Origin of the sequence: Azospirillum sp. 11R-A (assembly GCF_049472615.1) — a bacterium.
GTDB classification, from domain to species: domain Bacteria; phylum Pseudomonadota; class Alphaproteobacteria; order Azospirillales; family Azospirillaceae; genus Azospirillum; species Azospirillum palustre.
The window spans coordinates 198,807-223,266 of the sequence record NZ_JBCEBL010000004.1 but is presented as its reverse complement, the minus strand read 5'-3'; the positions used below and the strand labels follow the sequence as shown (position 1 = coordinate 223,266).

Below are 24,460 nucleotides of genomic sequence, written 5' to 3'. Positions count from 1 at the left end.
CATGACAAGCCTGTCCTTCGACGTGAAGCCGGCGAGCGAACTGCTCGCCGCCGCCCGCCCGTCCTGGCTCGACCGCTGGGGCGCCTTCGCCGCCGGCCTGACCTTCGCCGACCTGCCGGCCCCGGTGGTGGAGCGGGCCAAGCTGGTGCTGCTCGACTGCATCGGCGTGATCGCCGCCGGCATGCAGGAACCGGAATGCCGCGCCCTGGTCGGCCGGATGGCCCAGACCGCCGGTGCAGGGAATTGCCCGGCCATCGGTTCGGGCCATGGCTTTCCCGCCGGCTCGGCCGCCTTCCTCAACGGCCTCGCCGGGACCATGCTGGAACTGGACGAGGGCAACCAGTATGCCCGCGGCCATCCGGGGATCCATGTGCTGCCGGCTGCACTCGCCGCCGGGCCGCGGCTGACCTCCTCCGGGGCCGATCTGCTGACCGCGCTGGCGCTGGGGTACGAGATCGGCTCGCGCATCGGCATCGCCGCCAAGCTGCTGGTCACCACCCACCCGCACGGCACCTGGGGCACGGCGGGCGCGGCGCTGGCGGTGGCGCACCTGAACCGGGCCGACGCGGCGGCGATGATCGAGACGATCAACATCGCCTCCACCCTCGGCCTCGCCACCAGCCGGCGGACGATGCTGGAGGGCGGTACCGTGCGCAACGCCTATGCCGGCGTGTCGAACCAGCTGGGTCTGACCGCCTGGGATCTGGCGGCCAGCGGCATTGTCGGCGAGACCGACGGGGTCGGCAGCGTGTTCGGCGGCGTCATCGCCCGCGATTTCCGGCCGGATCTGATGGTCGACGAGCTGGGCGAGCGCTGGGAGATCGCCCGCAACTACTTCAAGCGCCACGCCGCCTGCCGCTACACCCACGGCGCGCTCGATGCGCTGGGCGACATCGTGGCGCAGGCCGGCGGGCGGATCGCACCGGAGCAGGTGGCCTCCATCGAGGTCGACACCTATGTCTGGGCCGCCCAGCTGAACGGGCCAGAGCCGAAGAACATGCTGGCGGCGAAATTCTCGCTGCCCTTCGCCCTGGCGACCGTCCTCGCCAACGGGGCGGCGACGCCCGACGCCTTCCGCGACGAAGCCCGGCAGGCCCGAGCCACCCGCGAACTCGCCCGCCGGGTGACGGTGCGCGAGGATGTCGGCCTGACCGCCCGTCTTCCCGGCCTGCGCCCGGCCCGTGTCCGCCTGACGCTCGCCGACGGCCGCAACTTCGCGGCGGAGGCGCTGACCAACAAGGGCGACACCGAAGATCCCTACAGCCCCGGCGAGGTGCGGGCGAAGTTCGCCGAACTCGCCGGCCCGGTCTGGGGCGCTTCGCACGCCGCCGCCATCGCCGACTGCGTCGAGACCATCGACCGCGCGGCCGATCTTTCAACCCTGACCCGGCTTCTGTCGGCGCCTGCCGCCGCCGGGGGGAGCGTCTGAGATGACCATGCCCGACCTCAGCTTCAAACAGCGGCTTTCCGAAGACCGCGTCGTGCTGGCTCCCGGTGTCTATGACGCCTTCACCGCGTCGATGGCCACCGCCGCCGGGTTCGAGGCGCTGTATCTGTCCGGTGCGGCCATCGCCTACACCCGGCTCGGCCGGCCCGACATCGGGCTGGTGTCGGTCAGCGAGGTGGCGGACACCATCGCCCTGGTGCGCGACCGCGTGCCGACGCCGCTGATCGTCGATGCGGACACCGGCTATGGCAACGCGCTGAACGTGCAGCGCACCGTGCGCATGTTCGAACGTGCCGGCGCCACCGCGTTGCAGCTGGAGGACCAGAGCTTTCCCAAGCGCTGCGGCCACCTGACCGACAAGGCGGTGATCCCGGCCGGCGAAATGGCCGGCAAGATCAAGGCGGCGGTCGACGCCCGCACCAGCGAAGGCACGCTCATCGTCGCCCGCACTGATGCGGTGGCGGTGGAAGGCGTGTCCGCCGCCCTCGACCGCGCCCGCCTTTATGTCGAGGCCGGGGCCGACGTGCTGTTCGTCGAGGCGCCCAAGAGCCGCGAGCAGCTGTCCGCCATCGCCAGCGACCTGGGCGGCATCCGTCCGCTGCTGGCCAACATGGTGGAGGGTGGGCAGACGCCGATCAGCTCCGCCGCCGATCTGGCCGAGCTGGGCTACCGGCTGGTGATCTTCCCCGGCGGAATCGTGCGAGCGCTCGCTCGGCAAGCGCAGGACTATTACGGCTCGCTGGCGCAGCACGGCACCACCCAGCCCTTCCGCGACCGCATGTTCGACTTCAACGCGTTGAACGACCTGATCGGCACGCCGGAGATGCTGGCGCTCGGCGAAACCTATAAGGACTTTGGCCCCGCCAAGCGGGAGGACGCAGCATGACCACCCAGACCACTGTCAAAACCACTTCCATCGACCCCGTCACGCTGGCCGTCCTGAAGGGCCGGCTTGAGCAGATCGCCGACGAGATGGACGCGACGCTCTACCGCTCCGCCTTCAACCCGATCATCGCCGAGGCGCGCGACGCCTGCCATGGGCTCTACCATGCCGAGACCGGCGCCACGCTGGTGCAGGGCACCAACGGCCTGCCGATCTTCGTCGGCGCCATGGCCTTCGCGGTCAAGGCGGTGATCGACAAGGTGGCGAAGGAGGGCGACCTCCACCCGGACGACATCTTCCTGTTCAACGATCCCTATGACGGCGGCACCCACCTGAACGACTTCCGTCTGGTGCGGCCGATCTTCCGGCAGGGAAAGCTGTTCTGCTGGATGGCCTCGGTCGGTCACTGGCTCGACATCGGCGGCAATGTGCCGGGGAACTTCAACGCCCGCGCCACCGACAGCTTCCAGGAAGGCGTGCGCATTCCGCCGGTGAAGCTGGTCAAGGCGGGCGCAATGAACCACGACCTGCTGGCGATCCTCGCCGCCAATTCGCGCGTGCCGGTGTCGAACTACGGTGATCTGAACGGGCAGCTCAACGCGCTGGATCTGGGCGTGCGCCGCCTGACCGAGCTGCTGGACGAGCATGGCGAGGAGACGGTCTCCGCCGCCTTCGACGCCTTCACCGCGCGGGCCGACGCGCTGATGCGCAGCGCCGTCTCCAAGCTGCCCGATGGGGTCTACAGCTTCGAGGATTATCTCGACAATGACGGCATCACGGCGGACCGGCTGCTCATCGCGCTGGACCTGACGATTGCCGGCGACCGGATGACGCTGGACTTCTCGCGGTCCTCGGCTCCCTGCGCCGGGCCGCTGAACATCGCCTATTCCACCGCGGTTGCCTGCTGCTACGTCGCGCTGAAGCATGTCTTCACCGACGTGCCGGCCAATGCCGGCTGCCTCAACCCGATCACCTTCGTCATTCCGGAAAGCACGCTGCTGGCGGTCAAGCCGCCGAAGCCAGTCGGCGGCTATACCGAAACCATCCTGCGCGTCATCGGCGTGGTGTTCGGCGCGCTGGCGCTGGCCGACCCGGCCCGCGCCACCGCCGCCCCCTTCGGCACTATCAACGCGCTGTCGCTGGCCGGCCACCGCAAGGACGGCTCGCGCTGGGTGATGTTCTCCTTCTTCGGTGGCGGCCTGGGCGGCAATCCGGAGACGGACGGGCTGAACCACGCCAACAACCCGATTTCCACCGCCACCATTCCGCCGGTGGAAATCCTGGAAGCCGCCTATCCGGTGATGTTCACCCAATGGGCGCTGCGTCCGGACTCCGCCGGGGCCGGCCTGCATCGCGGCGGGCTCGGAGCCGTCTATGAGATCGAGGCGCTGACCGACGCCGACGTCTTTCTGCTGGGCGAGCGCGGTGTCTTCGCGCCCTTCGGTGTCGCCGGCGGCACACCGGCGGCGCTGAACCGCTTCACCTGGCAGAGCGACGAGGGCGAGAAGTCGCCGCCGCTCGCCTCCAAGGTCACCGACGTGAAGATCCGCGACGGCCAGCGCGTGCGGCTGGAAACGCCGGGCGGCGGCGGATGGGGCGACCCGAAGCGCCGCGATGCGGAGGCTGTCGCCCGCGACGTGCGGCTCGGCTACCTCGGCCGTGACGCGGCGCACAGCGCCTATGGCGTGGCGCTGACCGACGACGGCGCACTCGACATCGCCGCCACCGCGACCTTGCGCGAATCCTCCGCCGCCTGACGATTCCGGGATCCAAGACCATGAGCAACGGTATTTCCAAGGGCGCCATCTCTGGGGGCGCAATCGTCGGCGTCGATGTCGGCGGCACCTTCACCGACCTGTTCCATTACGACGAGGCGCGCGGCAGCTTCCGCACCGCCAAGGTCCCGTCCAACCGCGGCGACGAGGCGGTCGGCTTCCTGGCCGGTTTGCAGAGCTTCGGCCCGGTGGCTGATCTCGGCTCCATCGTCCACGGCACCACCGTCGGCACCAACGCGCTGCTGGAGCGCAAGGGCGCCAAGGTCGGCCTGATCACGACTGCCGGCTTCCGCGACGTGCTGGAGATGCGCCGCCGCGACCGCCGCCACACCTGGGGCCTGTGGGGCGACTTCGTCCCCGTGGTCGACCGTGATATGCGGCTGGAGGTGGCGGAGCGCACGCTGGCCGACGGCACCATCCGCAGCGCCATCGACCCGGAGGAGGTGCGCGCTTGCGCCCGCCGGCTGGCCGACCAGGGGGCGGAGGCGCTTGCCATCGTCTTCATCAATGCCTATGCCAACCCGGCCAACGAACTGGCGGCGCTGGAGGCGGCGCGTGAGGTCTGGCCGAACGCCAATATCGAATGCTCGTCCCGCATCCTGCCGGAAATCCGCGAGTTCGAACGCACCTCCACCACCGCGCTGAACGCCTATCTCCAGCCGGTGGTCGGCAGCTATCTCGCCAAGCTCGACAACGCACTGGCGGGGGAGGGGTTCGGCGGCCGCTTCCACATTGTGCAGTCGAACGGCGGCGTGATGTCCACCGACACCGCAAGGCGTCTGCCGGTGCGCACCGCCCTGTCGGGGCCGGCGGCCGGTGTCATCGCCGCGGCGGCGATCTCCAAGGCGGCGGGCTTCCCCAACGTCATCACCGGCGATCTCGGCGGCACCAGTTTCGACGTGTCGCTGGTGGTGGAGGGGCAGACCATGCTGGCCGCCCAGACCACCATCGATTTCGGTCTGGTCGTCCGCACCCCGATGATCGAGATCACCACCATCGGCGCCGGTGGCGGCTCCATCGCCGGGGTCGATCCTGGCGGCATGCTCCAGGTCGGGCCGGAAAGCGCCGGCTCGCGGCCGGGGCCGGTCTGCTACGGCCAGGGCAACACCCGTCCGACCCTGACCGACGCCAATGTCCTGCTCGGCCGCATCAATGCGGAACGCCCCATTGGCGGCAAGCTGGCGCGGCTGGACGTCGATGCCGCCCGGACCGCCATTGCCACCCATGTCGCCGAGCCGCTCGGCCTCGACGTCATGGCGGCGGCGGAAGCGGTGGTGCGCATCGCCAACAGCAAGATGGCCGGCGCCATCCGCCTCGTCTCCATCGAGCGCGGCCATGACCCGGCCAAGTTCGCCGCCGTGCCCTTCGGCGGCGGCGGAGCGCTGCATGTCGGCGCGCTGATCAAGGAGGTCGGCTTGAAGGCGGCGCTGGTGCCGCGCTTCCCCGGCGTGACTTCCGCACTCGGCTGCGTCATCGCCGACATCCGCCACGATCAGGTGCAGACGGTCAATCTGCCGCTGGCGGGGATCGACGCTCGCTCGCTCGACCGCCGCATGGTCGAGGAGGCGACCGCAGCCCGCGCCGTGGTGGAGTCCGCCGGGCTCAGCGTCGAGCGCATCGACCTCGTCTTTGAACTCGACATGCACTACATCGGTCAGACCCACACGGTCGCCGTACCGCTGCCGGTGTCGGTCGAGAACGGCAGTACCGGAATCGACGAGTCGACCATCCGGGCCGCTTTCGAGCGGGCCTATCAGACGTCCTTCAGCCGGCTGCTGCCGGGCGTCGGTGCCAAGATCGTCAATCTGCGCACCGCCGCCATCGGCCGACGTCCGCATTTCGACCTCTCCGCCCTGGCTCCGGCCGCCGGAACGACGGTGGAGAGCGCCTATGCCGGGTCGCGGCCGGTGTGGTTCGACGGGGCCTGGCACGAGACCGCCGTCTACAACCGGCTGGAGCTGCCGGTCGGCGCCGTTGTCCAGGGCCCGGCGATCCTTGAGCAGCCGGACGCCACCACCGTCATCGACCCCGACCTGTCCGCCCGTGTCGACGGCTTCGGCAACGTCATCGTCGAAAGGAGCGGCCGATGAGCACCACCGTTATCCCGGTCGAGCGCACCGCCCTGCTGGTCTGCGATCTGCAAAACGACTTTCTCCATCCCGAAGGCGCCTATGGCCGGGCCGGACAGACGGCACCGGAGATTGCGGCGCTGCCGGAGCGGGTGAAGCCGTTGGCCGATCTGCTGCGCTCGCGCGGCGGCTGGGTGATCTCCACCAACTTCACCCTGGTGCCGGGCCGTGGCGGCGAGCCGATGATCTCGCCGCATCTGAAATCGCTGCGTCCTTTCCTGACGAAGGGCGATTTCCAGCCCGGCGGCTGGGGGCACCGGACGGTCGACGCCCTCCAGCCCGTCGATGTCGAGGTGGAGAAGGTCGCCTATTCCGCCTTCTACATGTCGCGGCTGGAATGGGTCTTACGGAAATGCGGGGTGGAGCGGCTGCTGGTCTGCGGCATCGTCACCAATGGCGGCGTCGCCTCCACCGTGCGCGACGCCCATGTCCGCGATTTCGAGACCATCCTGCTGGAGGACGGCTGCGCCGCCTTCAGCCCGGAGGTGCATGAGGTTTCCGTCGCCGCGCTGCGCCCGGTTTGCCGGGTGGCGACCGTCGCTGCGATGCTGGAGGAGGTGGCGAACCCATGAGTGGAGGTCATCCAAGCCGTATCCTGCCTGCCGATGGCGTCGAGTTCGAGTTCACCGTCCCCGTTGTCGTGATCGGCGGCGGAGCGGCCGGGATGGTCGCGGCGCTGGCCGCCCATGAGCGGGGTGCCGGCGTGCTGGTTCTGGAGCGCGATGCGCTGCCGCAAGGGTCCACCGCCCTGTCGGCCGGGCTGATCCCGGCCCCCGGCACCCGCTGGCAGCTCAACGCCGGCATCGAGGACAGCCCGGAGCGCTTCGCCACCGACATCCTCGCCAAGGCGAAGGGTGAGCCCGATCCGGCCGAGGTCGACCGCGTCGCCCAGGCGGTCGGACCGGCCCTGGAATGGCTGGCCGACCGTTACGGCCTGCCGTTTTCCGTGGTGGACAATTTCAGCTATCCCGGACATAGCGCCAGGCGCATGCATGGGTTGCCCAGCCGGTCGGGCGCGGAACTGATCGACCGGCTGCGCGGCGCCGTGGAAACCGCCGGCATCGACGTGCTGTGCGAGGCACATGTCACCGCGCTCCATGCCGATGGCGCACGGATTCGCGGTGTCGAGATCACGCGGCCCGACGGCAGTGTCGAGCGGGTCGGCTGCGGTGCGCTGATCCTTGCCTGCAACGGCTATGGCGGCAACAGGGCGCTGGTTGGGCAGCATGTGCCGGAACTGGCCGACGCGCTCTATTTCGGCCATCCCGGCAACCAGGGCGACGCGCTGCTGTGGGGCGAGGCGTTGGGGGCGGCAACCCGGCATTTGTCGGGGCATCAGGGCCATGGCTCCGTGGCACACCCCGCCGGCATCCTCGTCACCTGGGCGACGATCACCGAGGGCGGCGTGCAGGTGAATGCGGAGGGCCGGCGCTTCTCCAACGAGGCGCAGGGCTATTCGGAACAGGCGGCGGTGGTGCTGCGCCAGCCGGACGGCATCGCCTGGACCGTCTTCGACGAGCGCATCGCCGGCATCGCCCGCCAGTTCGAGGATTTCCGGCAAGCCGAGGCGATGGGCGCGGTGCTGATCGCCGACACGCCGGCCGAACTGGCCCGTCTGATGAAGATCGACGCGGATGCCCTTGCCGCCACTCTGACCGACATCGACCGGCTTAAGGCGGAGGGCTGGACTGATGGGTTCGGCCGAGACTTCGCCGGCTCGGCCCCGCTGGTGCCGCCTTACCGCGCCGTCCGCGTCACCGGCGCCCTCTTCCACACCCAGGGCGGGCTGGTCGTCGATGACGAGGCCCGCGTTCTGGACGGGCAGGGGACGCCGCTGCCCAACCTCTATGCCGCCGGCGGGGCCGCCTGCGGCGTGTCGGGATCCAAGGCGTCCGGCTACCTGTCCGGCAACGGCCTGCTGACCGCGGTGGCGCTGGGGCGCATCGCCGGGATGGCCGCCGCGGGCGCCGTTAGTGAGGAAACCAACCAATGACCGCACAGCCACGCAGCCTGTTCGAGAAGGTCTGGGATGCCCATGTCGTGGCGACCCGGCCGGACGGTCAGGCCCTGCTCGCCATCGACCGCCATTTCCTGCACGAGGGGTCCTTCCACGCCTTCGGCATGATCGACCATGCCGGCCGCAAGGTGCGCCGGCCGGAGCTGACCTTCGCCGTCGCCGACCATTACGTCCCCTCGCACAGCCGGTCCAGGCCGATTGCCGATCCCGAGATCGCCAACATGGTGACGATGCTGGAGGCGAATGCCGGCCGCCACGGCCTGCGCCATTTCGGCCTGCACGATCCGGCCCAGGGCATCGTCCATGTGCTGGCTCCGGAACAGGGGCTGACGCTGCCCGGCCTGACCATCGTCTGCGGCGACAGCCACACCTCGACCCATGGAGCTTTCGGCGCGCTGGCCTTCGGCATCGGCGCCACCGAGGTGTCGCATGTGCTGGCGACCCAGACCCTGTGGCAGCGCCGGCCCAAGACGATGCGCATCACGGTGGATGGCGTGCTGGGGCCGCATGTCACGGCCAAGGACTTGATCCTGGCGGTGATCGCCGCCATCGGTGCCGACGGGGCCGCCGGCCATGTCATCGAATATGCGGGCAGCGCCATCCGCGCCCTGTCGATGGAAGGCCGCCTGACCGTCTGCAACATGTCGATCGAGGCCGGGGCGCGGGCCGGCATGATCGCGCCGGACGACACCACCTTCTCCTGGATCGAGGGCCGGCCCTTCGCCCCCAAGGGGGATGTGTTCGACCGCGCGGTGGAGCATTGGCGCACCCTGCCCAGCGATCCGGATGCCGTTTTCGACCGCGAAGTGACGCTGGATGCCGCCGACATCGCCCCGGCGGTGACCTGGGGCACCAGCCCGGAAACCGCGGTTCCGGTGACGGCGGCGGTCCCCGATCCCGCATTCGAAAGCGATCCGGTGCGCGCCGGCCAGATGCGCAAGATGCTGGATTACATGGGCCTCGCCCCCGGCATGGCGCTGGAGGAGGTGGCCATCGACCGCGTCTTCATCGGCTCCTGCACCAACGCCCGGCTGGAGGATCTGCGCGCCGCCGCGTCGGTGCTGCGCGGCCGTCGCGCGGCGGTGCCGGGGCTGGTGGTTCCGGGCTCGGTCCCGGTGCGCATGCTGGCGGAGGCGGAGGGGCTGCACCGGGTCTTCATCGACGCCGGGCTGGAATGGGGCGAACCCGGCTGCTCGATGTGCGTCGGCATCAACGGCGACCTCGTTCCGGCGGGGGAGCGCTGCGCCTCCACCACCAACCGGAACTTCCCCGGCCGCCAGGGGCCGAACGCCCGCACCCATCTGATGAGCCCGGCGATGGCCGCCGCCGCCGCCGCGACCGGCAAACTCACCGATGTCAGAAAGCTCGATGTACGCAAGCTGGGAGTTTCCTGAGGATGGATCCCTTCGTCACGCTGACCGCGCCGGCGGTGCCACTCGACATCGCCAACATCGACACCGACCAGCTTCTGCCCGCCCGCTTCCTGAAGAAGCCGCGCAGCGCCGGCTATGGCAATTTCCTGTTCCATGACGAGCGCAAGCCGGGATTCCCGCTGGACGACCCGGCCTATGCCGGCGCCCGCATTCTGGTGAGCGACCGCAACTTCGGCTGCGGATCCTCGCGCGAGGGCGCGGTCTATGCGCTGGTGGACGGTGGATTCCGCTGCGTCGTCGCCCCCAGCTTCGGCGATATCTTCGCCGCCAATGCCGCCAAGAACGGCCTGCTGACCGTCACCCTGCCGGAGGATACGGTGGCACTGCTGCGCCGCCAGTTGCAGGCGACGCCGGGTGCCACCGTCACCGTGGACCTGCCGGCCCAGAGCCTGACCGGTCCGGACGGCCGGGCGCTGTCCTTCGCCATCGATCCCTTCAAGAAGGACTGTCTGGTCGAAGGGCTGGACGACGTCGCCCTGACCCTGCGCCAACAGGACGCCATCGACGCCTTCGACCGCGAGGATGCGGTGCGGCGGCCCTGGCTGGTGCCGGCGGGGGGATAACTCGCCTGGGAACATCCCCTCTCTCCCGCGGGGGAAAAGGGGGGATGTTTGTTTTACTCCGCCTCTATCCCCAGAACCTCGGCGGCGATTCTCGCGACGTTGCCGTTGATGGGGGGCGGGGCGATGTTCACACCCTCCTTCAAGGCGGCGGTGACGATCTCCAGCACCTTGAGGCGGGCATGCCATTTGGAGTTCGCCTCCACCGCATGCCAGGGCGCGTTGGTGGTGGAGGTGCGTTCGAACATCGTCTCCGCCGCCTTGACGTAATCGTCCCATTTGGCGCGGTTGCGCAGATCCTCCTCGGTCAGCTTCCAGCGCTTGTAGGGGTTCTTCATCCGCTCGCGGAAGCGGTCGAGCTGCTCCTCCGGGGTGATGTGCAGGAACAGCTTGACGATGCGCACGCCGTCGTCGGTCAGCAGCCGTTCGAACTCGTTGATCTCGTCATAGGCGCGCTTCCACTGGTCCTTGGTGGCGAACTTCTCCACCCGCTCGACCATGACGCGGCCGTACCAGGACCGGTCGAAGATGGCGAAGGTGCCGGGCGCCGGCAGCTTGGTCCAGAAGCGGTACAGGTAATGCTTTCCCTGCTCGTCCGCGGTGGGGGCGGAGATCGGCCAGACATGGAAGCCGCGGGGGTCGAGCGGCTCGGTCATGCGACGAATGGCCCCGCCCTTGCCGGCCGCGTCCCAGCCCTCGAACACCACGATGGCGCGGCGTTTCTCGTGCCAGTAGGTCTGCTGGATGTGCAGAAGCTCCTTCTGCAGCTTGCCGAGTCGGCGGTCATATTCCTCCGCCGTCTCGATCCGCGCCTGCTCCTGGTCCAGTTTCCCGAGACGGATTTTTGAGACCTTGCCGGGCTTCTCGGCCATGCGTTGCATCCTGTGCTGGTGGGTTCGGTTGCGGCTTGCCAACAGGGCGGGCGGAACCTTCACTGCTCCTGCGGGTTTTCCGGCGGGGGCACGGTGTCGGCATCTGCGTCGGCGCCGGCACACCCGTGAGGGGAAAAGCACCGATGCCGCCTGGTCGATCCCACAACGGGGAGCGGCAGGCTGTCAACGGAGAAGCAGGGCCAAGGAAGGGGGTTCCATGAGCATCGTCGGACCGCGCATCTACAACCTGTTTCCGACCCTGGTCGGTCCCGTGCGCGATTGGGCCGGGCACCTGCCGCGGATCCAGGGGATGGGTTTCGACTGGATATTCCTGAACCCGATCCACCAGCCCGGATTCTCCGGCAGCCTGTACGCCATCAAGGACCCCTACCGCCTGCATGACGCGCTCCGCGGCGGATCGCACGAAAGCGACGACGAGCTTCTGCGCCGCTTCACGGCTGACGCCGCCGCGCACGGCCAGTCGGTGATGATGGACTTCGTCATCAACCACACCTCGCGCGATGCGCTGCTGGTCGAGCGCCATCCCGACTGGTACAAGCGCGGCGCGGATGGCGACCTGCACCGTCCGGGGGCCGTCGATCCCAACAACACCGCCCATGTCACGGTGTGGGGCGACCTCGCCTCGCTCGATTATGAGCGGGCGGAGTCGCGCGCCGGGCTGATCGGCTACTGGTCCGACTACCTGCGCCATTATATCGGGCTTGGCGTGCGGGGGTTCCGCTGCGACGCCGCCTACCAAGTGCCGGCGGAGGTGTGGAAGAGCCTGATCGAAGCCGCCCACGCGGTGAACCCGGAGGTGAAATTCTTCGCCGAGACGCTGGGCTGCACGGTGGAGCAGGTGCGCGAGCTGTGCGGCGCCGGCTTCGACTTCCTGTTCAACAGCGCCAAATGGTGGGACTTCAAGGCCGACTGGCTGCTGGACCAGTATGAGGAATTCCGCTGGATCGCGCCGTCCATCGCCTTCCCGGAAAGCCACGACACCGACAGGCTGGCGGCGGAGGTCGGCAGCCAGGACGCCGTGCGGCTCGCCGCCCAGCTGAAGATGCACTACCTGTTCGCAGCCAGCTTCTCCACCGGCGTGATGATGCCGGTCGGCTTCGAATATGGTTTCACCCGCAAGCTGGACGTGGTGCGCAGCAGCCCGGCCGACTGGGAGCAGCCGAAGCTGGACCTGACCGGCTTCATCGGTGCCGTCAACGCCATGAAGGCGGCCACCCCGGCCCTGAACGTCGAGGGGCCGCAGCGCCGCGTGACCTCCCCTCACAGCCCGGTGCTGGGACTGATCCGGCAGGTGGACGGCGCTGCCCTCGACCAGCCCGACGGCTGCGCCATCCTGGTGCTGAACCCGGACGAGAACCGGACGCACACGCTGGATGTCGGTCCGATCCTGGCGGCCACCGGCGGCACCTACGAGGCGTTCGAGGATGTGACGCCGGAGGCCGAGCCGCTGCCGGTGGAGCCCGGCGCGCCGATGACGTTGCGCCCGATGGAGCTGCGCGTCTTCCGCGCCCGCGCCGCCCGCAGCCACGCCATCGAACTGCACGATGTGGAGGAGCGGGAATGGATGGATTCCATCGCCGCCGGCCGCATGACCATCGAGAATGTCTATCCGGAGCTGGACGGCGGCCGCTTCGCCATCAAGCGCGCGGTCGGCGATGCGATGGAGGTGTGGGCCGACATCTACACCGACGGCACCTTCGTGCTTGCGGCCTCCGTCATGTACAAGGCGGACGGCGATGACGGGTGGAGCGAAGCGCCGATGCGCTTCCACGAGAACGACCGCTGGGTCGGCCGCGTGCCGCTGACCCGCAACGCCCGCTACACCTACAGCATCGAAGCCTGGCGCGACGTGTGGGAAAGCTGGCGCGCCGACTTCAAGAAGAAGGTCGATGCCGGCATGGTCGTCGATCTGGAACTGGTGGAGGGCCGCCGCTTCGTCGAGCAGGCGCTGGACCTCAACCATGGCGACGGGCGTGCGGCGCTCCAGGCGGTGATCGAGCGGATGCAGGCGCTGTCGGGCCGCGAGGCCATCGACTACGCCCTGTCGGACGAGCCGCGCCGCGTCATGAAGCAGTATGGCGAGCGGCAGTACAAGTCGCGCTATGTGCGTGAGTTGGAGGTCTATGTCGACCGCACCGCCGGCGCCTATTCGGCATGGTTCGAGATCTTCCCACGCTCGGCCTCGCCCGACCCGTCGCGTCCCGGCACTTTCGACGACGTGGTCAATCTGCTGCCCATGGTACGCGACATGGGCTTCGACGTGCTGTATTTCCCGCCTATCCACCCCATCGGCCGTGCCTTCCGCAAGGGCAGGAACAACACGCTGAACCCCGGCCCCGACGATCCCGGCGTGCCCTATGCCATCGGTGCGGAGGAGGGCGGGCACGACGCCATCGACCCGATGATCGGCGACTTCGACGGCTTCCGCCGGCTGGTGCGCGAGGCCAAGCGCCATGGCATCGAGATCGCGCTGGACTTCGCCGTCCAGTGCTCGCCCGACCATCCCTGGGTGAAGGAACATCCGCACTGGTTCTACTGGCGGCCCGACGGCACCATCCGCTATGCCGAGAACCCGCCGAAGAAGTATCAGGACATCGTCAATGTCAGCTTCTACCGCCAGTCCTACCCGGACCTGTGGTACGCGCTGCGCGACGTGGTGCTGATGTGGTGCAAGGAGGGTGTGCGCATCTTCCGCGTCGACAACCCGCACACCAAGCCCTTCCCCTTCTGGGAATGGATGATCCGCGAGGTGCAGGACCGCTATCCCGACGCCCTGTTCCTGGCCGAGGCCTTCACCCGTCCGAAGCTGATGAAGCGGCTGGCCAAGGTCGGCTTCACCCAGTCCTACAGCTACTTCACCTGGCGCACCACCAAGCCGGAACTGACCGAGTACCTGACCGAGCTGACGCAGGGTGAATCGCGAGAGTATATGCGGCCGAACTTTTTCGCCAACACGCCGGACATCCTGCCGCCGATCCTGACCCATGGCGGTCGTCCGGCGCACATGATGCGGGCGGTTCTGGCGGCGACGCTGGCCGGCGTCTATGGGCTCTACGGTCCCTATCTGCTGTGCGAGGCGGAAGCCTATCCCGGCAAGGAGGAATACAACCATTCAGAGAAATACGAGGTCCGGCACTGGGACTGGAACAAGCCCGGCAACATCCGCGACTACGTCACCGCCATCAACCGCATCCGTGCCGAGAACCCGGCGCTGCAGCAGTTCACCAATCTGAAATTCTACAACGCCTTCGACGACAACATCCTGCTATACGGCAAGATGACGGCGGCGAAGGACAACGTGATCCTGATCGCGGTTAACCTGGATCCGTACAACGGCCATGGCGGAACCATCGAGGTGCCGCTGTGGGAGCTGGGCCTGTCCGACGGTGCCCATGTCCAGGTGGAGGATCTGTTCAGCGGCCACCGCTTCACCTGGATCGGCAAGTTCCAGAATGTCTGGCTGGATCCCCACCGCAACCCGGCGGCGATCTGGCGGATCGTACCGCCGGGGGGGTGAGGAAGGGATTTCGGCGGCAGATACCACTCTGCCGCCCCACATCTGCCGCCGAAAAAATTTCCCAATAAAAAAGCGGCCCTGGAGGGCCGCTTTTTAAAGTCCGTCGATGCGCCGATCAGCGCCGGCGGATCATCGTCACGCCGCCGACGGTCTTGTCGAGAAAATCGATCATGGTATCCGGCTTCGGTCCGACCGACGAGGCGGCGAACGCCATCCACCAGCGGGCCATCGGGGTGGTCCAGCCGTAGCGGTCGGCGATGGTCTGAACATCCATGGTAGAGGACATGGTCGTCTGGGCAGTCGCCGCGGCGCGGGTGGCGCCGGACGGGGTAACCTGAGATTCGACGCTGTGCATGGTTCCTCCCAACGGGGACATACGGTGTCCGCTTATGCGGTACCTTAGCTCTCAACCGCTGGAAGGGGCAGAGTGGCTTTGGTGCTAACGGGTACTATACCTTTGGCTGCAAAGGTCCCATGCCCTGGGCCGCCCCTTTCAGGCAGGTGGATGCGGCAATCCGCTGGCCCAGCCCAGCAGTGCCACCAGCGCCGCGCGGTTGGCCGGGCGCAGAAGCAGGGCCAGCCGCACCCACAGGGGTGAAAGCTTGTATTCGGCGGCCATCTCCCGGACTTCTTCCGGCGACAGACGCAAATCGGGAGTGGGGTTATTGCTCACCGGGCAGTCCTCCACCATTGCCAAAGGGTGCGATGGATGAAGAACAATCCGTCGGACCGGCAATCGCGCAGGCGCCTGTGATAAAAAATGGCCGTTCTTTACTTGGCGGCCAGCAACGCTCGTGGCGCCCGGTCGGCTCCGCTGGCCAGCGGCACCTTGGGGTTTGCGATCCAGGCGATGACGTCGTTGACCACCAGCTTGCCCTTCAGGTCGCGCAGCAGCATGTGGTAGCCGTCGGGATAGACGGCGACGACATGCCGCCCGCCGGATTCGAAATCCTTCAGGGCACGCTCGACCGGCCGCGGCGGCAGGACTTCTTCATGGGCGCCATAAAGCACCAGCGACGGTGTCTGGAGATGCTGGCAGGCGTCGAGCGCCGACCCCATCAGGTCGGTCAGCCCTTCCAGCGCATCGACGCGCGAGCCCTTGATGACCAGAGGGTCGCGGCCGAGAGCCCGCAGCATCTCGATGTTGTCGGACGGGTGGATGTCCAGATCCTTCGGCGGATGCACCACCATCCCGGGAACCAGATTGTAGGTGATCCACAGCGCGGCACGCGGGAAGAAGCCCATCGCCTGCCGCCCCCAGACGGCGGGGGCGACCAGGACGGTGCCGTCGACCTTGGGCGGGTTGGAACCGGTCATCGCGCTCAGCACGACGGCACCGCCCATGCTCTCGCCCATCAGATAGACCGGCACGCCGGGATGGCGCTTGTGCACCATCTCCACCGCGGTGCGGGCGTCGCTGACCAGCGTGGGGGTGCCGGCCCACACGCCGCGTTCGCGGGTGGCGCCGAAACCGCGCTGGTCATAGGCGTAGGTGGCGATGCCGGCAGTCGCGAAGTCGCGGCCGGCACCGTCGAAGGCATTGGAATAGTCGTTGTAACCGTGCAGGGCCACCACCGCGGCCCGCACCTTGCCGTCGGCCGGTAGCCACGAGCGCATGGGCAGCTCGAAGCCGTCGGCGGCGATCAGCACCTTGTCGTTCAGCTGCGGCTGGACGACGGCCATCCCCATCGGTTGGAAATCCGCGGCACAGCCGCCAAGCAGAAGCCCCAACCCGAGAACAGCCGCCATTCCGCTATGCCGCATGGATTACCCCTGTGTCGCTGTGAGCACCACCCGTCAGTTGGAGGAATATATCTTCAAGATCCGACTCTTCGGTCGTGACATCGACGATCCCAATTCCGGATGCCGCCAGAGCGGACAGGATGGCGCCGGCACGCTGGCGGCTCGGCTGATAGCGGACGACCATCCGCCGCGGCTCCGGCAGCTCGACCGTATAGCCTTCCAGCGCGGGCGGGGCGGCGGTCAGGTCGCGCTCCAGGGTCAGGCACAGCGCCTTGTTGTCGACCCGGCGCAGCAGCGTCGTCTTCGGCTCGCACGCCACCACCTGCCCGTGGTTGATGATGGCGATGGTGTCGCACAGCTCCTCCGCCTCCTGCAGATAATGGGTGGTCAGCAGGACGGTGGTGCCGGACTTGTTCAGCGTGCGCACATAGTCCCACAGCTGGCGGCGCAGCTCGACATCGACGCCGGCGGTCGGCTCGTCCAGGATCAGCACCGGCGGGGTGTGGACCATCGCCTTCGCCACCATCAGCCGGCGCTTCATGCCGCCCGACAGCGAACGGGCGTGGGCGTCGGCCTTGTCGGCCAGCCCGACGGCGGCCAGCAGTTCGTCCGTCCGGCGCTCCTTCTTCGGCACGCCATAGAGGCCGGCCTGAAGCTCCAGCATCTCGCGCGGGGTGAAGAAGGGATCCATGTTGAGTTCCTGCGGCACCACGCCGATGGAGGCGCGGGCGCGGCGCGGATGGTCGGCCACCTCATGCCCCCAGATGGTGGCGGTGCCGCCGGTCTTGTTCACCAGCCCGGCGAGGATGTTGATCATCGTCGATTTGCCGGCGCCGTTGGGGCCGAGCAGTCCGAACAGAGACCCGCGCGGAATGACGAGGTCGATGCCCTTCAGCGCGTGCTTCGGCCCGGCTTTGCCGGTCGGCTGGTAGATCTTGGTCAGGCCGCGCAGCTCGACCGCGTTGGCCGGGAGCGAGACGGGCGTGGGGGTATCGGTTGGCGCGGCCATTGATCCTGAACCATGATGTTTGCGGTTTGCGAAAAAGCCCCGGCGTCCGGTGGTTTCCCCCGTTGATCCGCGGCGCGCGATGGGTATCATCCGGCCCGCGCGCGCGGAACCCTGATCGGGGGCCCGGACAGCGGGCGTGTCCACGATGGCGTGAACCGGCGCGCCTGTCAAAACAGAGGATGACTGCTATGCAGCCGACCGAGACGATCCTTGTTGAAACCTCGACCGTCGGATGCGACGGCGGCGGCGGCGCGCTGGGCCATCCGCTGGTCTATTTGACGCTGGATCGCGAAGGGCAGGTCGAATGCCCCTATTGCTCGCGCCTGTTCAAGCTGAAGGAAGGTGCGAAGGTCGCCCACGGGCACTGACAGCCCGTTTCTCCTGCTGGCGGGCCGGTCAGACCCGGCCGGCCAGCAGGATCAGCACGGCCAATGCCAGCAGCACCGACAGCCCCTGCCAGAAGGCCAGCGGGTTGCGCTCGATCAGCGGCCGGCGCCGCGTGCCCGCCGCCTGCTTGCGCGGGTGGCGCAGGTCGTACAGGAACTCCGACAATTCTTGATAGCGCTTGGCCGGGTCCGGGTGGACCGCCCTGCGCAGCACCCCGTCGATCCAGGCGGGAACCGCCCGCCGGTCGTCCAGGGCGGTGCGGTAGACCAGCTTGCGCTGGCGCGCCCGCGTGGTGGCCGTCGCCGCATCGGCGCCATAGGGCAGGCGGCCGGTCAGCATCTGATAGGCGATGACCCCCAGCGCATAGAGGTCCGACGCCGGCGTTCCGCCTTCCCCCAGCAGATATTCGGGCGCGGTGTATTGCAGCGTGCCCAGAATCTCGCCGCGGTCGGCGTCGGGCATGGTCTCCAGGATGCCGGGGACCAGAACCGATCCGAAATCGACGATCTTCACCGTTCCGGTGCCGTCGATCATCACATTGTCGGGCCGCAGATCCTGATGCAGCATCTCCAGCCGGTGGAAGGCCTGCAACCCCTTGCCGATCTGCTCGACGATGGCGCGCACGGCGGGCAGGTCGGGGTCTGGATGGTCGCGCATCCACTGGGTCAGCGTCTGCCCCTCGATATACTCGGTGACAACATAGAGGTGGCGGCGTGGCCGGCTTTGCGGCGGGGGTTTCAGCACATGGGGGCTGTTGAGCCGGCGGGCGATCCACTCCTCCATCAGGAAGCGGCGGAGGTGGGCGCGGTCGTCGCGCCGGTCGATGGCCGGCACCTTCAGCGCCACCGCCGGGGCCCCCCCTGAGCCGCCCGCACCGTCCTGGGCCAGATAGACGTGGCTGCGGCTGCTGGCATGCAACTCCCGAAGAATGCGGTAGCCCTCGAACTCCGTCCTCGGTTCCAGCAGGGGCGGCAGGGGCAAGTCGGACAGCCGGTGGAACAGGTCGCCGGCATCGGCGTCGGGAACCGCCTCGATTCGGACGATCTGGAGGGTCAGGTTGTCGGTGCTGCCGCGCCGCAACGCCTCTTCCACCGCGAATCGCGCCGCAAGGTCGAGGTCGTCCGGGTGCCTGTCGATTGTGCTGATTAAAAATTCGGCATCGATATGGTCATAGACGCCGTCGGTCGCCAGCAGAAAGACGTCGCCGGGTTCCACCGGCAACTCTCGGCAGTCGATCTCGACATGCGGAACGACGCCCATCGCCCGGCCGAGATAGCTGACCTCCGACGACACCACCACGCGGTGGTCGTCGGTCAGTTGCTCCAGCGACCGGCCGGCAATTCGGTAGATGCGGGAATCGCCGACATGGAACAGGTGCGCGGTGGCCGATTTCAGCACCAGCGCGCTCAGCGTGCAGGCATAGCCGCGGTCCTGGTCGTAGCGGTATTCGCTGCGCCGGTTCTGGGCGTGCAGCCAGGAATTGGTCGCCGCCAGAACCCGCTGCGCCGCCATCCTGACCGACCAGCTTTCCGGCGTGCAGTAATAGTCGGTCAGGAAGCTCTTCACCACGGATTCGCTGGCGATGTGGCTGACCCGGCTGGTGCTGATGCCGTCTGCCAGCGCCACCGCGATGCCCTTCATGCCCAGCAGCGGCGCCACCGGGATCAACGCTCCATGGAAATCCTGATTGGTCTCCTTGCGCCCCTTGTCGGACCATTGGCCGATGGAGATCCGCAGCTCTTTCACGATACCGGCCCCGCTCAAGGAAAACTCCGCTCCGGGCCCCGGTCCAGGACGGACCGGGGAGAGCGGACGGACGGGCAAGGTGGCTTATTCGGCCGGCTGCAGGTGGGGCTGCGGCAGGCGGCGCTTGGGTGCCGTGCGGACATGGGTGGCGTAGAGCGTCAGGCCGGTGAAGGCCAGCCCGCCGGTCAGGTTGCCCAGCACCGTCGGCAGCTCGTTCCAGATCATGTAGTCCATGACCGAGAAGTTGCCGCCCATCAGCATCGCCGACGGGAACAGGAACATGTTCACCACCGAATGCTCGAAGGTCATGCCGAAGAACAGCATGATCGGCATCCACATGGCGATCACCTTGCCGCTGACCGAGGTGGAGATCATAGCACCGACGACGCCGGTGGAGACCATCCAGTTGCACAGCATGCCGCGCAGGAAGATGGTCAGCATTCCTGCCGCGCCATACTGCGCGTAGCCCAGCGTCCGGTTCTCGCCGATGTGGGAAATGACGGTGCCGACCTTGTCCGGCGGGGTGGAGAAGCCATAGGTGAAGACCACGGCCATCATCACCGCCACCGTCAGCGCGCCCAGGAAGTTGCCGACGAACACCAGCCCCCAGTTGCGCAGCACGCCGCCGATGGTGACGCCCGGCCGCTTGTCGATCAGCGCCAGCGGGGTGAGCACGAACACCCCGGTCAGCAGGTCGAAGCCCAGCAGATACAGCATGCAGAAGCCGACGGGGAACAGGATGGCGCCGATGATCGGGAACCCTGTCTGGACCGTGACCGTGACGGCGAAGACCGCCGCCAGCGCCAGGATCGCCCCGGCCATGTAGGCGCGGATGATCGTGTCGCGGGTGGACATGAAAATCTTGGATTCGCCGGCGTCCACCATTTTGGTGACGAACTCGGAGGGCACGAGATACGACATGACAAGTCCCCTTGGAACAAGCGCTGAAGAAACGGCACGGCAGCGTCCGGTGCGATCCGCGCGGCACCGGTCCGGTGCGGGGCGGGAGGAGGAAGGACGCAGTGCGTGTGATTTGGGTGCGGGCCGCAGTCATTGGGTCCGCGCTGGTCAAACCGCCGTTGGCTTGAACGGGAAGGCACATTGCACGGGATGTGCCAAACGCTGGAATGCAGCAAAGCAGCGGCATTTCGATCACCGCGACGACGCTGCAACGCAAAGAAGATCCTGTACTGCTCAAAGACCGGGCAGTGCTGAATAAAAATCAGTCATTTGTACAAGAACGATTATGCTATCTGACAAGCGAACGGCCGTTACAGCGAGGGCTATAGCGGGGAAGTCTTTCAGGATTTTAACCGAAGCTCGTCAAACTATCGTTGCAAATCAATGCTCTGAGCAATGGTCCGGGTCGGATGTGCCGGTAATGGTCAGGAACGGTTACCTTTTTGTTATATTTTCCCTTCGTACTATGAGACAGTACAGGCGATGTCGCTTGACGGGCTTCATCGAACCGGCGTCTACTTTGCCGCATTGCGGAAAGATGGCAGTTCCACAATCGTTGTTTGAGTTGCAGGCCTATGTTGTTTCCAGGCGGTTCGGGATCGGCGTCGGATGAGGCGCGTACTATGAGTCACGACACTGAAGAGCAGTACCGCAGCATCTTCGAGAATGCTGTCGAAGGCATCTATCAGACCACCGTCGACGGCCGTTACCTGCGGGTCAATCCGGCGCTTGCCGATATCTACGGCTATGCTTCGCCCGAAGACCTGATCGCCAACCTCACCGACATCGCCTGTCAGCTCTATGTCGATCCCGGCAAGCGCGAGGCCTTCGCCGACCTGATGGCCCGCCAGGACCGCGTCCTCAGCTTCGAGGCGCGCGTCTTCCGCCGCGACGGCTCCATCATCTGGATTTCGGAAAGTGCGCGCTGCGTGCGCGACGCCGCCGGCCGCATCCGCTATTACGAAGGCACCGTCCAGGACATCACCGAGCGCAAGCAGCATGAGGAGAAAATCCGGCTGCTCGCCACCGTGTTCGACAGCGTCGCCGACGGCATTCTGATCGTCGATCCCGAACTGACCGTTCAGGCGATCAACCCGGCCTACGAGATCATGACCGGCTTCCAACGGGAGGAGCTGCTCCGCAAGCCTTTGGTGCTCTTCGCCCCCGGCTCGCACGAGCGGGAGTTCGTCGACGCCATCTGGACCACGGCGCGCCAGGCCGGCCGCTGGCAGGGGGAGGTCACCAGCTTCCGCCATTCGGGCGACGCCTTCGCCGCCGCCCTGTCGGTGACGTCGGTCCGCGCGCCGAACGGTGTGCTGGAACATTACGTCCTGACCATCGCCGACATCAGCCAGCGCAAGTCGCAGGAACACCAGATCCGCTATCAGGCCAGTTTCGACCGGCTGACCGACCTGCCCAACCGCTGGCTGGTCTGCGAGCGGTTGGAGGAGGCCATCGTCCGTGCCCAGCGGACCAAGAGCAAGGTTGCCGTCGCCTTCCTCGACCTCAACCGCTTCAAGCAGGTGAACGACACGCTGGGCCACCATGCCGGCGACGAACTGCTGAAGCTGGTGGCCCGGCGCCTGCGCAACTGCACCCGCATGACCGACACCGTCGGCCGGCTGGGCGGGGACGAGTTCCTGATCGTGGCGCCTGACGCCGCCGACCGCTCCGCCGGAGCCCGGCTGGTCGAGAAGGTGCTCTATTCGATGTCGGAGCCGTTCAGCGTCCACAATCAGGAGCTTTTCTGCGGCGCGTCCATCGGCATCGCCTTCTATCCCGACGACGGCGAGACGGCGGACCAGCTTCTGCGCAATGCCGATCTGGCGATGTACCACGCCAAGCGCAATCCCGAGCACAAATACGTCTTCTACGACAGCGGGATGCGCGAGCGGTCGGGCTTCACGCTGGGGCTGGAGAGCGACCTGCGCCGCGCCAGCGGCGGCGATGAGTTCGAACTGCATTTCCAGCCCAAGATCGATCTGGTCGGCAACCGCACCATCGGGGCGGAAGCGCTGATCCGCTGGCGTCACCCGGTCCGCGGCGTGGTCAGCCCGGCGGAGTTCATCCCGCTTGCCGAGGAAACCGGCCTGATCTGGGAAATCGGCGCCTGGACCCTGATCGAATCCTGCCGACGGCTGGCCGACTGGATCCGGCGCGACCTGCCGATCCCCTCGGTGTCGGTGAACCTGTCGCCGCGCCAGTTCCAGGACGCCCGCCTCGTCGGTTTCGTGCGCAGCGTGGTTGAATCGGCAGGCATCCCGGCCGACCGGCTGGAGCTGGAGCTGACCGAAGGTGCCATGATCGGCGACATCGAGAAGGCGGTGACGATCCTCAACGGGTTGAAGGACATCGGCGTCCGCCTGTCCATCGACGATTTCGGCACCGGCTATTCCTCGCTGGCCTATCTGAAGCGCTTCCCCATCGACACGCTGAAGATCGACCGCAGCTTCGTCCGCGACATCGTGAAGTCGACCACCGACCCGGCCATCGTCGGCACCATCGTCAATCTTGCCGAGAGCCTGGGCTTCGACACCATCGCCGAGGGGGTGGAGACGCAGGAGCAGGCCGACATGCTGCGCCAGCAGCGCTGCACCCGCATCCAGGGCTATCTGATCAGCCGGCCGCTGCCGATCGATCAGTTCGAAGCCTTCCTCGGCAACAGCGTGGTTCCGGCCTGACGGCTGCTCCCCTCTCCCGCCGGGAGAGGGGATAACCCGGCTTACGGCGCCGTCCGTTCCAGGAAATACTCCATCTCCTGGATGATGCCGCTCTGGGCAGCCCACAGGGCGGCCTGGGTGCGGTTGCGGACGTTGATGGTCTGCATGATGTGACGGACATGAAGCTTCACGAGATCTTCCGTCATCAGCATCTCGCGCGCGATTTCCTTGTTGCTGCATCCGTCCATGATCAGCTTCAGGATGCGGGCGTGACGCGGATAGAGCCCGGGATAACCCAGCAGTTCGGTTTCATGCTGGGCCATCGCCCCATCCTCGCCACCGCGGCGCAGTGCGGTGGGAGAGAAGTAATCGAAGCATTCCTCCGGCACCACCGGCTCGCCGGCATGGATCAGGCGCAGGGACAGCACGAAGGCGGCCGGCGCCATCCGGTTCAGGAGATAGCCGCGCACGCCGAAGCGCAGGGCCATCCGCATGTGGTGGGCGGAAAATTCGTCGGCGATCATCGCAAGCTTGGCCTGCTCGCCGTACCAGCTGCGGAAGTTCCAGGCGTCGGTCTTCAGCGAGGCCAGATCGAACAGCACGATGTCGGCGGATCGGTCGGGATTGCCGTTTCCGGAGCCGTTTCCAGGCGGCGCCTCCAGCGTGGCCACAGCCCCCCTGGCGGAGAACCCGTCGGAATAGCGGTCGGCGGCGCCGTTCGTTCTGCCGTTCCACATCGTCTTGGGTGAAAGTCCAGTTACAAGCCGGCTTTGCGGGTCGATGACTTCGAAGCAGTCATCCAGAATGTTCAGGATGGATTCGCGCAGCAATCGGCTTTGGTTGTGAACAATCACACGAATACGATCGGACATGTCCGTCTCCCCCAGGAATAGACGAAATGGTGGACGGCATTGCGCGGCCGGAAGGCAGGCTTTCCCCCCTGGACGCTGTGCTTGGATGTCGGCGGTGCCGGTGCGTGGCAATTCAGGTTTGCCGGATTCTTCTGCCCGGCGTCCGACCTTCGGCCCCCCGTTCGGACCGTTGCCTCCGCAGTCTCCGATGCCGCCGCGCTTGGCCGCGCAATGCCGCAATTCCGATGGACGATGCACGTTGTATCGCTGGTGTCGTGCTCGCCCGTTCGAATTTAGATCAAACTATGATCCGGCACTCACGGCATTGTCTGCATCACTTTTGGAATTGTTCCAGGCTCAGTGGGGGTGAGAATCACCCTGTCAGGGCGGAGTCCCTTGTCAGACGGACAGCAGTAATAAACCATCCTCGTGTGCCGGTATAGAGATGAT

19 protein-coding genes are annotated in these 24,460 nt (G+C 67.1%); 11 read left to right on the top strand and 8 right to left on the bottom strand.

From position 1 onward, the window contains the following. Position 1: 1 nt before the first annotated feature. From VH569_RS08535 to leuD, 8 genes are read left to right on the top strand one after another with little or no spacing between them, the layout of a single operon-like run. Complete coding sequence (locus tag VH569_RS08535) at positions 2-1,429, top strand: MmgE/PrpD family protein (protein WP_423314957.1); 1,428 nt, start codon at positions 2-4, stop codon at positions 1,427-1,429. Between the two features lies 1 nt (position 1,430). Next, entirely contained in the window at positions 1,431-2,333 is a 903-nt protein-coding gene (locus tag VH569_RS08530; protein WP_423314956.1) for an isocitrate lyase/PEP mutase family protein, read from the top strand. Further along, positions 2,330-4,087 carry a hydantoinase B/oxoprolinase family protein gene (locus VH569_RS08525; protein ID WP_423314955.1) on the top strand — a complete coding sequence of 586 codons (1,758 nt, stop codon included), beginning with the start codon at positions 2,330-2,332 and terminating at the stop codon, positions 4,085-4,087. Before VH569_RS08530 ends, VH569_RS08525 begins: the two co-directional genes overlap by 4 nt. Before the next feature lie 20 nt (positions 4,088-4,107). Beyond that, a complete protein-coding gene (locus VH569_RS08520) occupies positions 4,108-6,195 on the top strand; it encodes a hydantoinase/oxoprolinase family protein (RefSeq protein ID WP_423314954.1) in 2,088 nt (695 codons plus the stop codon). Beyond that, the gene (locus tag VH569_RS08515; RefSeq protein WP_423314953.1) at positions 6,192-6,806 is read left to right on the top strand and encodes a cysteine hydrolase family protein; all 615 of its coding nucleotides are present in this window, start codon (positions 6,192-6,194) and stop codon (positions 6,804-6,806) included. The genes VH569_RS08520 and VH569_RS08515 overlap by 4 nt, the downstream gene beginning before the upstream one ends. Next, positions 6,803-8,227 carry an FAD-dependent oxidoreductase gene (locus VH569_RS08510; protein WP_423314952.1) on the top strand — a complete coding sequence of 475 codons (1,425 nt, stop codon included), beginning with the start codon at positions 6,803-6,805 and terminating at the stop codon, positions 8,225-8,227. The genes VH569_RS08515 and VH569_RS08510 overlap by 4 nt, the downstream gene beginning before the upstream one ends. After that, complete coding sequence (gene leuC, locus VH569_RS08505) at positions 8,224-9,645, top strand: 3-isopropylmalate dehydratase large subunit (protein ID WP_423314951.1); 1,422 nt, start codon at positions 8,224-8,226, stop codon at positions 9,643-9,645. The genes VH569_RS08510 and leuC overlap by 4 nt, the downstream gene beginning before the upstream one ends. A 2-nt stretch (positions 9,646-9,647) precedes the next feature. Next, a complete protein-coding gene (gene leuD / locus VH569_RS08500; protein WP_423314950.1) occupies positions 9,648-10,247 on the top strand; it encodes a 3-isopropylmalate dehydratase small subunit in 600 nt (199 codons plus the stop codon). A gap of 53 nt (positions 10,248-10,300) precedes the next feature. On the opposite strand, the gene VH569_RS08495 is transcribed toward leuD, so the two are convergent. Further along, on the bottom strand, positions 10,301-11,116 hold the full coding sequence (locus VH569_RS08495) for a polyphosphate kinase 2 family protein (protein ID WP_423314949.1): 816 nt from the start codon (positions 11,114-11,116) through the stop codon (positions 10,301-10,303). 217 nt (positions 11,117-11,333) lie between these two features. Here VH569_RS08495 and VH569_RS08490 point away from each other — a divergent pair, with 217 nt between their 5' ends. Beyond that, positions 11,334-14,654: a maltotransferase domain-containing protein gene (locus tag VH569_RS08490; protein WP_423314948.1), complete on the top strand. Its 3,321-nt coding sequence runs from the start codon at positions 11,334-11,336 to the stop codon at positions 14,652-14,654. A gap of 115 nt (positions 14,655-14,769) precedes the next feature. On the opposite strand, the gene VH569_RS08485 is transcribed toward VH569_RS08490, so the two are convergent. The 4 genes from VH569_RS08485 to VH569_RS08470 form a co-directional block, all read right to left on the bottom strand. Beyond that, positions 14,770-15,009 (bottom strand): hypothetical protein, encoded by a 240-nt coding sequence (locus VH569_RS08485; RefSeq protein ID WP_246306903.1) that lies wholly within the window; start codon positions 15,007-15,009, stop codon positions 14,770-14,772. A gap of 138 nt (positions 15,010-15,147) precedes the next feature. Beyond that, positions 15,148-15,327 (bottom strand): hypothetical protein, encoded by a 180-nt coding sequence (locus tag VH569_RS08480; RefSeq protein WP_423314947.1) that lies wholly within the window; start codon positions 15,325-15,327, stop codon positions 15,148-15,150. A 98-nt stretch (positions 15,328-15,425) separates the two neighbouring features. Next, positions 15,426-16,403, bottom strand: a complete 978-nt coding sequence (locus VH569_RS08475; RefSeq protein ID WP_423314946.1) for a lysophospholipase — start codon at positions 16,401-16,403, stop codon at positions 15,426-15,428. 4 nt (positions 16,404-16,407) lie between these two features. Further along, positions 16,408-17,406, bottom strand: coding sequence for an ABC transporter ATP-binding protein (locus VH569_RS08470; protein WP_423314945.1), 999 nt, complete (start codon positions 17,404-17,406; stop codon positions 16,408-16,410). A 188-nt stretch (positions 17,407-17,594) separates the two neighbouring features. Between VH569_RS08470 and VH569_RS08465 the strand changes: the two genes are divergently transcribed. Further along, positions 17,595-17,774 (top strand): zinc-finger domain-containing protein, encoded by a 180-nt coding sequence (locus VH569_RS08465; RefSeq protein WP_412504566.1) that lies wholly within the window; start codon positions 17,595-17,597, stop codon positions 17,772-17,774. A gap of 28 nt (positions 17,775-17,802) precedes the next feature. On the opposite strand, the gene VH569_RS08460 is transcribed toward VH569_RS08465, so the two are convergent. Together VH569_RS08460 and VH569_RS08455 are read right to left on the bottom strand one after the other, a co-directional pair. Further along, complete coding sequence (locus tag VH569_RS08460) at positions 17,803-19,557, bottom strand: protein kinase domain-containing protein (protein ID WP_423314944.1); 1,755 nt, start codon at positions 19,555-19,557, stop codon at positions 17,803-17,805. Between the two features lie 66 nt (positions 19,558-19,623). Next, positions 19,624-20,460, bottom strand: a complete 837-nt coding sequence (locus VH569_RS08455) for a formate/nitrite transporter family protein (protein ID WP_423314942.1) — start codon at positions 20,458-20,460, stop codon at positions 19,624-19,626. A 662-nt stretch (positions 20,461-21,122) separates the two neighbouring features. Between VH569_RS08455 and VH569_RS08450 the strand changes: the two genes are divergently transcribed. Further along, positions 21,123-23,180 carry a sensor domain-containing protein gene (locus VH569_RS08450; RefSeq protein WP_391346613.1) on the top strand — a complete coding sequence of 686 codons (2,058 nt, stop codon included), beginning with the start codon at positions 21,123-21,125 and terminating at the stop codon, positions 23,178-23,180. A gap of 41 nt (positions 23,181-23,221) precedes the next feature. Here VH569_RS08450 and VH569_RS08445 read toward each other — a convergent pair whose 3' ends face one another. Next, on the bottom strand, positions 23,222-24,031 hold the full coding sequence (locus tag VH569_RS08445; RefSeq protein WP_109049090.1) for a LuxR C-terminal-related transcriptional regulator: 810 nt from the start codon (positions 24,029-24,031) through the stop codon (positions 23,222-23,224). Positions 24,032-24,460: the final 429 nt, after the last annotated feature.

Bases quoted from the DNA above. Each gene is read 5' to 3' on its own strand.
- VH569_RS08535 (WP_423314957.1), top strand. From the start codon at position 2: ATGACAAGCCTGTCCTTCGACGTGAAGCCGGCGAGCGAACTGCTCGCC.
- VH569_RS08530 (WP_423314956.1), top strand. From the start codon at position 1,431: ATGACCATGCCCGACCTCAGCTTCAAACAGCGGCTTTCCGAAGACCGC.
- VH569_RS08525 (WP_423314955.1), top strand. From the start codon at position 2,330: ATGACCACCCAGACCACTGTCAAAACCACTTCCATCGACCCCGTCACG.
- VH569_RS08520 (WP_423314954.1), top strand. From the start codon at position 4,108: ATGAGCAACGGTATTTCCAAGGGCGCCATCTCTGGGGGCGCAATCGTC.
- VH569_RS08515 (WP_423314953.1), top strand. From the start codon at position 6,192: ATGAGCACCACCGTTATCCCGGTCGAGCGCACCGCCCTGCTGGTCTGC.
- VH569_RS08510 (WP_423314952.1), top strand. From the start codon at position 6,803: ATGAGTGGAGGTCATCCAAGCCGTATCCTGCCTGCCGATGGCGTCGAG.
- leuC (WP_423314951.1), top strand. From the start codon at position 8,224: ATGACCGCACAGCCACGCAGCCTGTTCGAGAAGGTCTGGGATGCCCAT.
- leuD (WP_423314950.1), top strand. From the start codon at position 9,648: ATGGATCCCTTCGTCACGCTGACCGCGCCGGCGGTGCCACTCGACATC.
- VH569_RS08495 (WP_423314949.1), bottom strand. From the start codon at position 11,116: ATGGCCGAGAAGCCCGGCAAGGTCTCAAAAATCCGTCTCGGGAAACTG.
- VH569_RS08490 (WP_423314948.1), top strand. From the start codon at position 11,334: ATGAGCATCGTCGGACCGCGCATCTACAACCTGTTTCCGACCCTGGTC.
- VH569_RS08485 (WP_246306903.1), bottom strand. From the start codon at position 15,009: ATGCACAGCGTCGAATCTCAGGTTACCCCGTCCGGCGCCACCCGCGCC.
- VH569_RS08475 (WP_423314946.1), bottom strand. From the start codon at position 16,403: ATGGCGGCTGTTCTCGGGTTGGGGCTTCTGCTTGGCGGCTGTGCCGCG.
- VH569_RS08470 (WP_423314945.1), bottom strand. From the start codon at position 17,406: ATGGCCGCGCCAACCGATACCCCCACGCCCGTCTCGCTCCCGGCCAAC.
- VH569_RS08465 (WP_412504566.1), top strand. From the start codon at position 17,595: ATGCAGCCGACCGAGACGATCCTTGTTGAAACCTCGACCGTCGGATGC.
- VH569_RS08455 (WP_423314942.1), bottom strand. From the start codon at position 20,460: ATGTCGTATCTCGTGCCCTCCGAGTTCGTCACCAAAATGGTGGACGCC.
- VH569_RS08450 (WP_391346613.1), top strand. From the start codon at position 21,123: ATGAGTCACGACACTGAAGAGCAGTACCGCAGCATCTTCGAGAATGCT.
- VH569_RS08445 (WP_109049090.1), bottom strand. From the start codon at position 24,031: ATGTCCGATCGTATTCGTGTGATTGTTCACAACCAAAGCCGATTGCTG.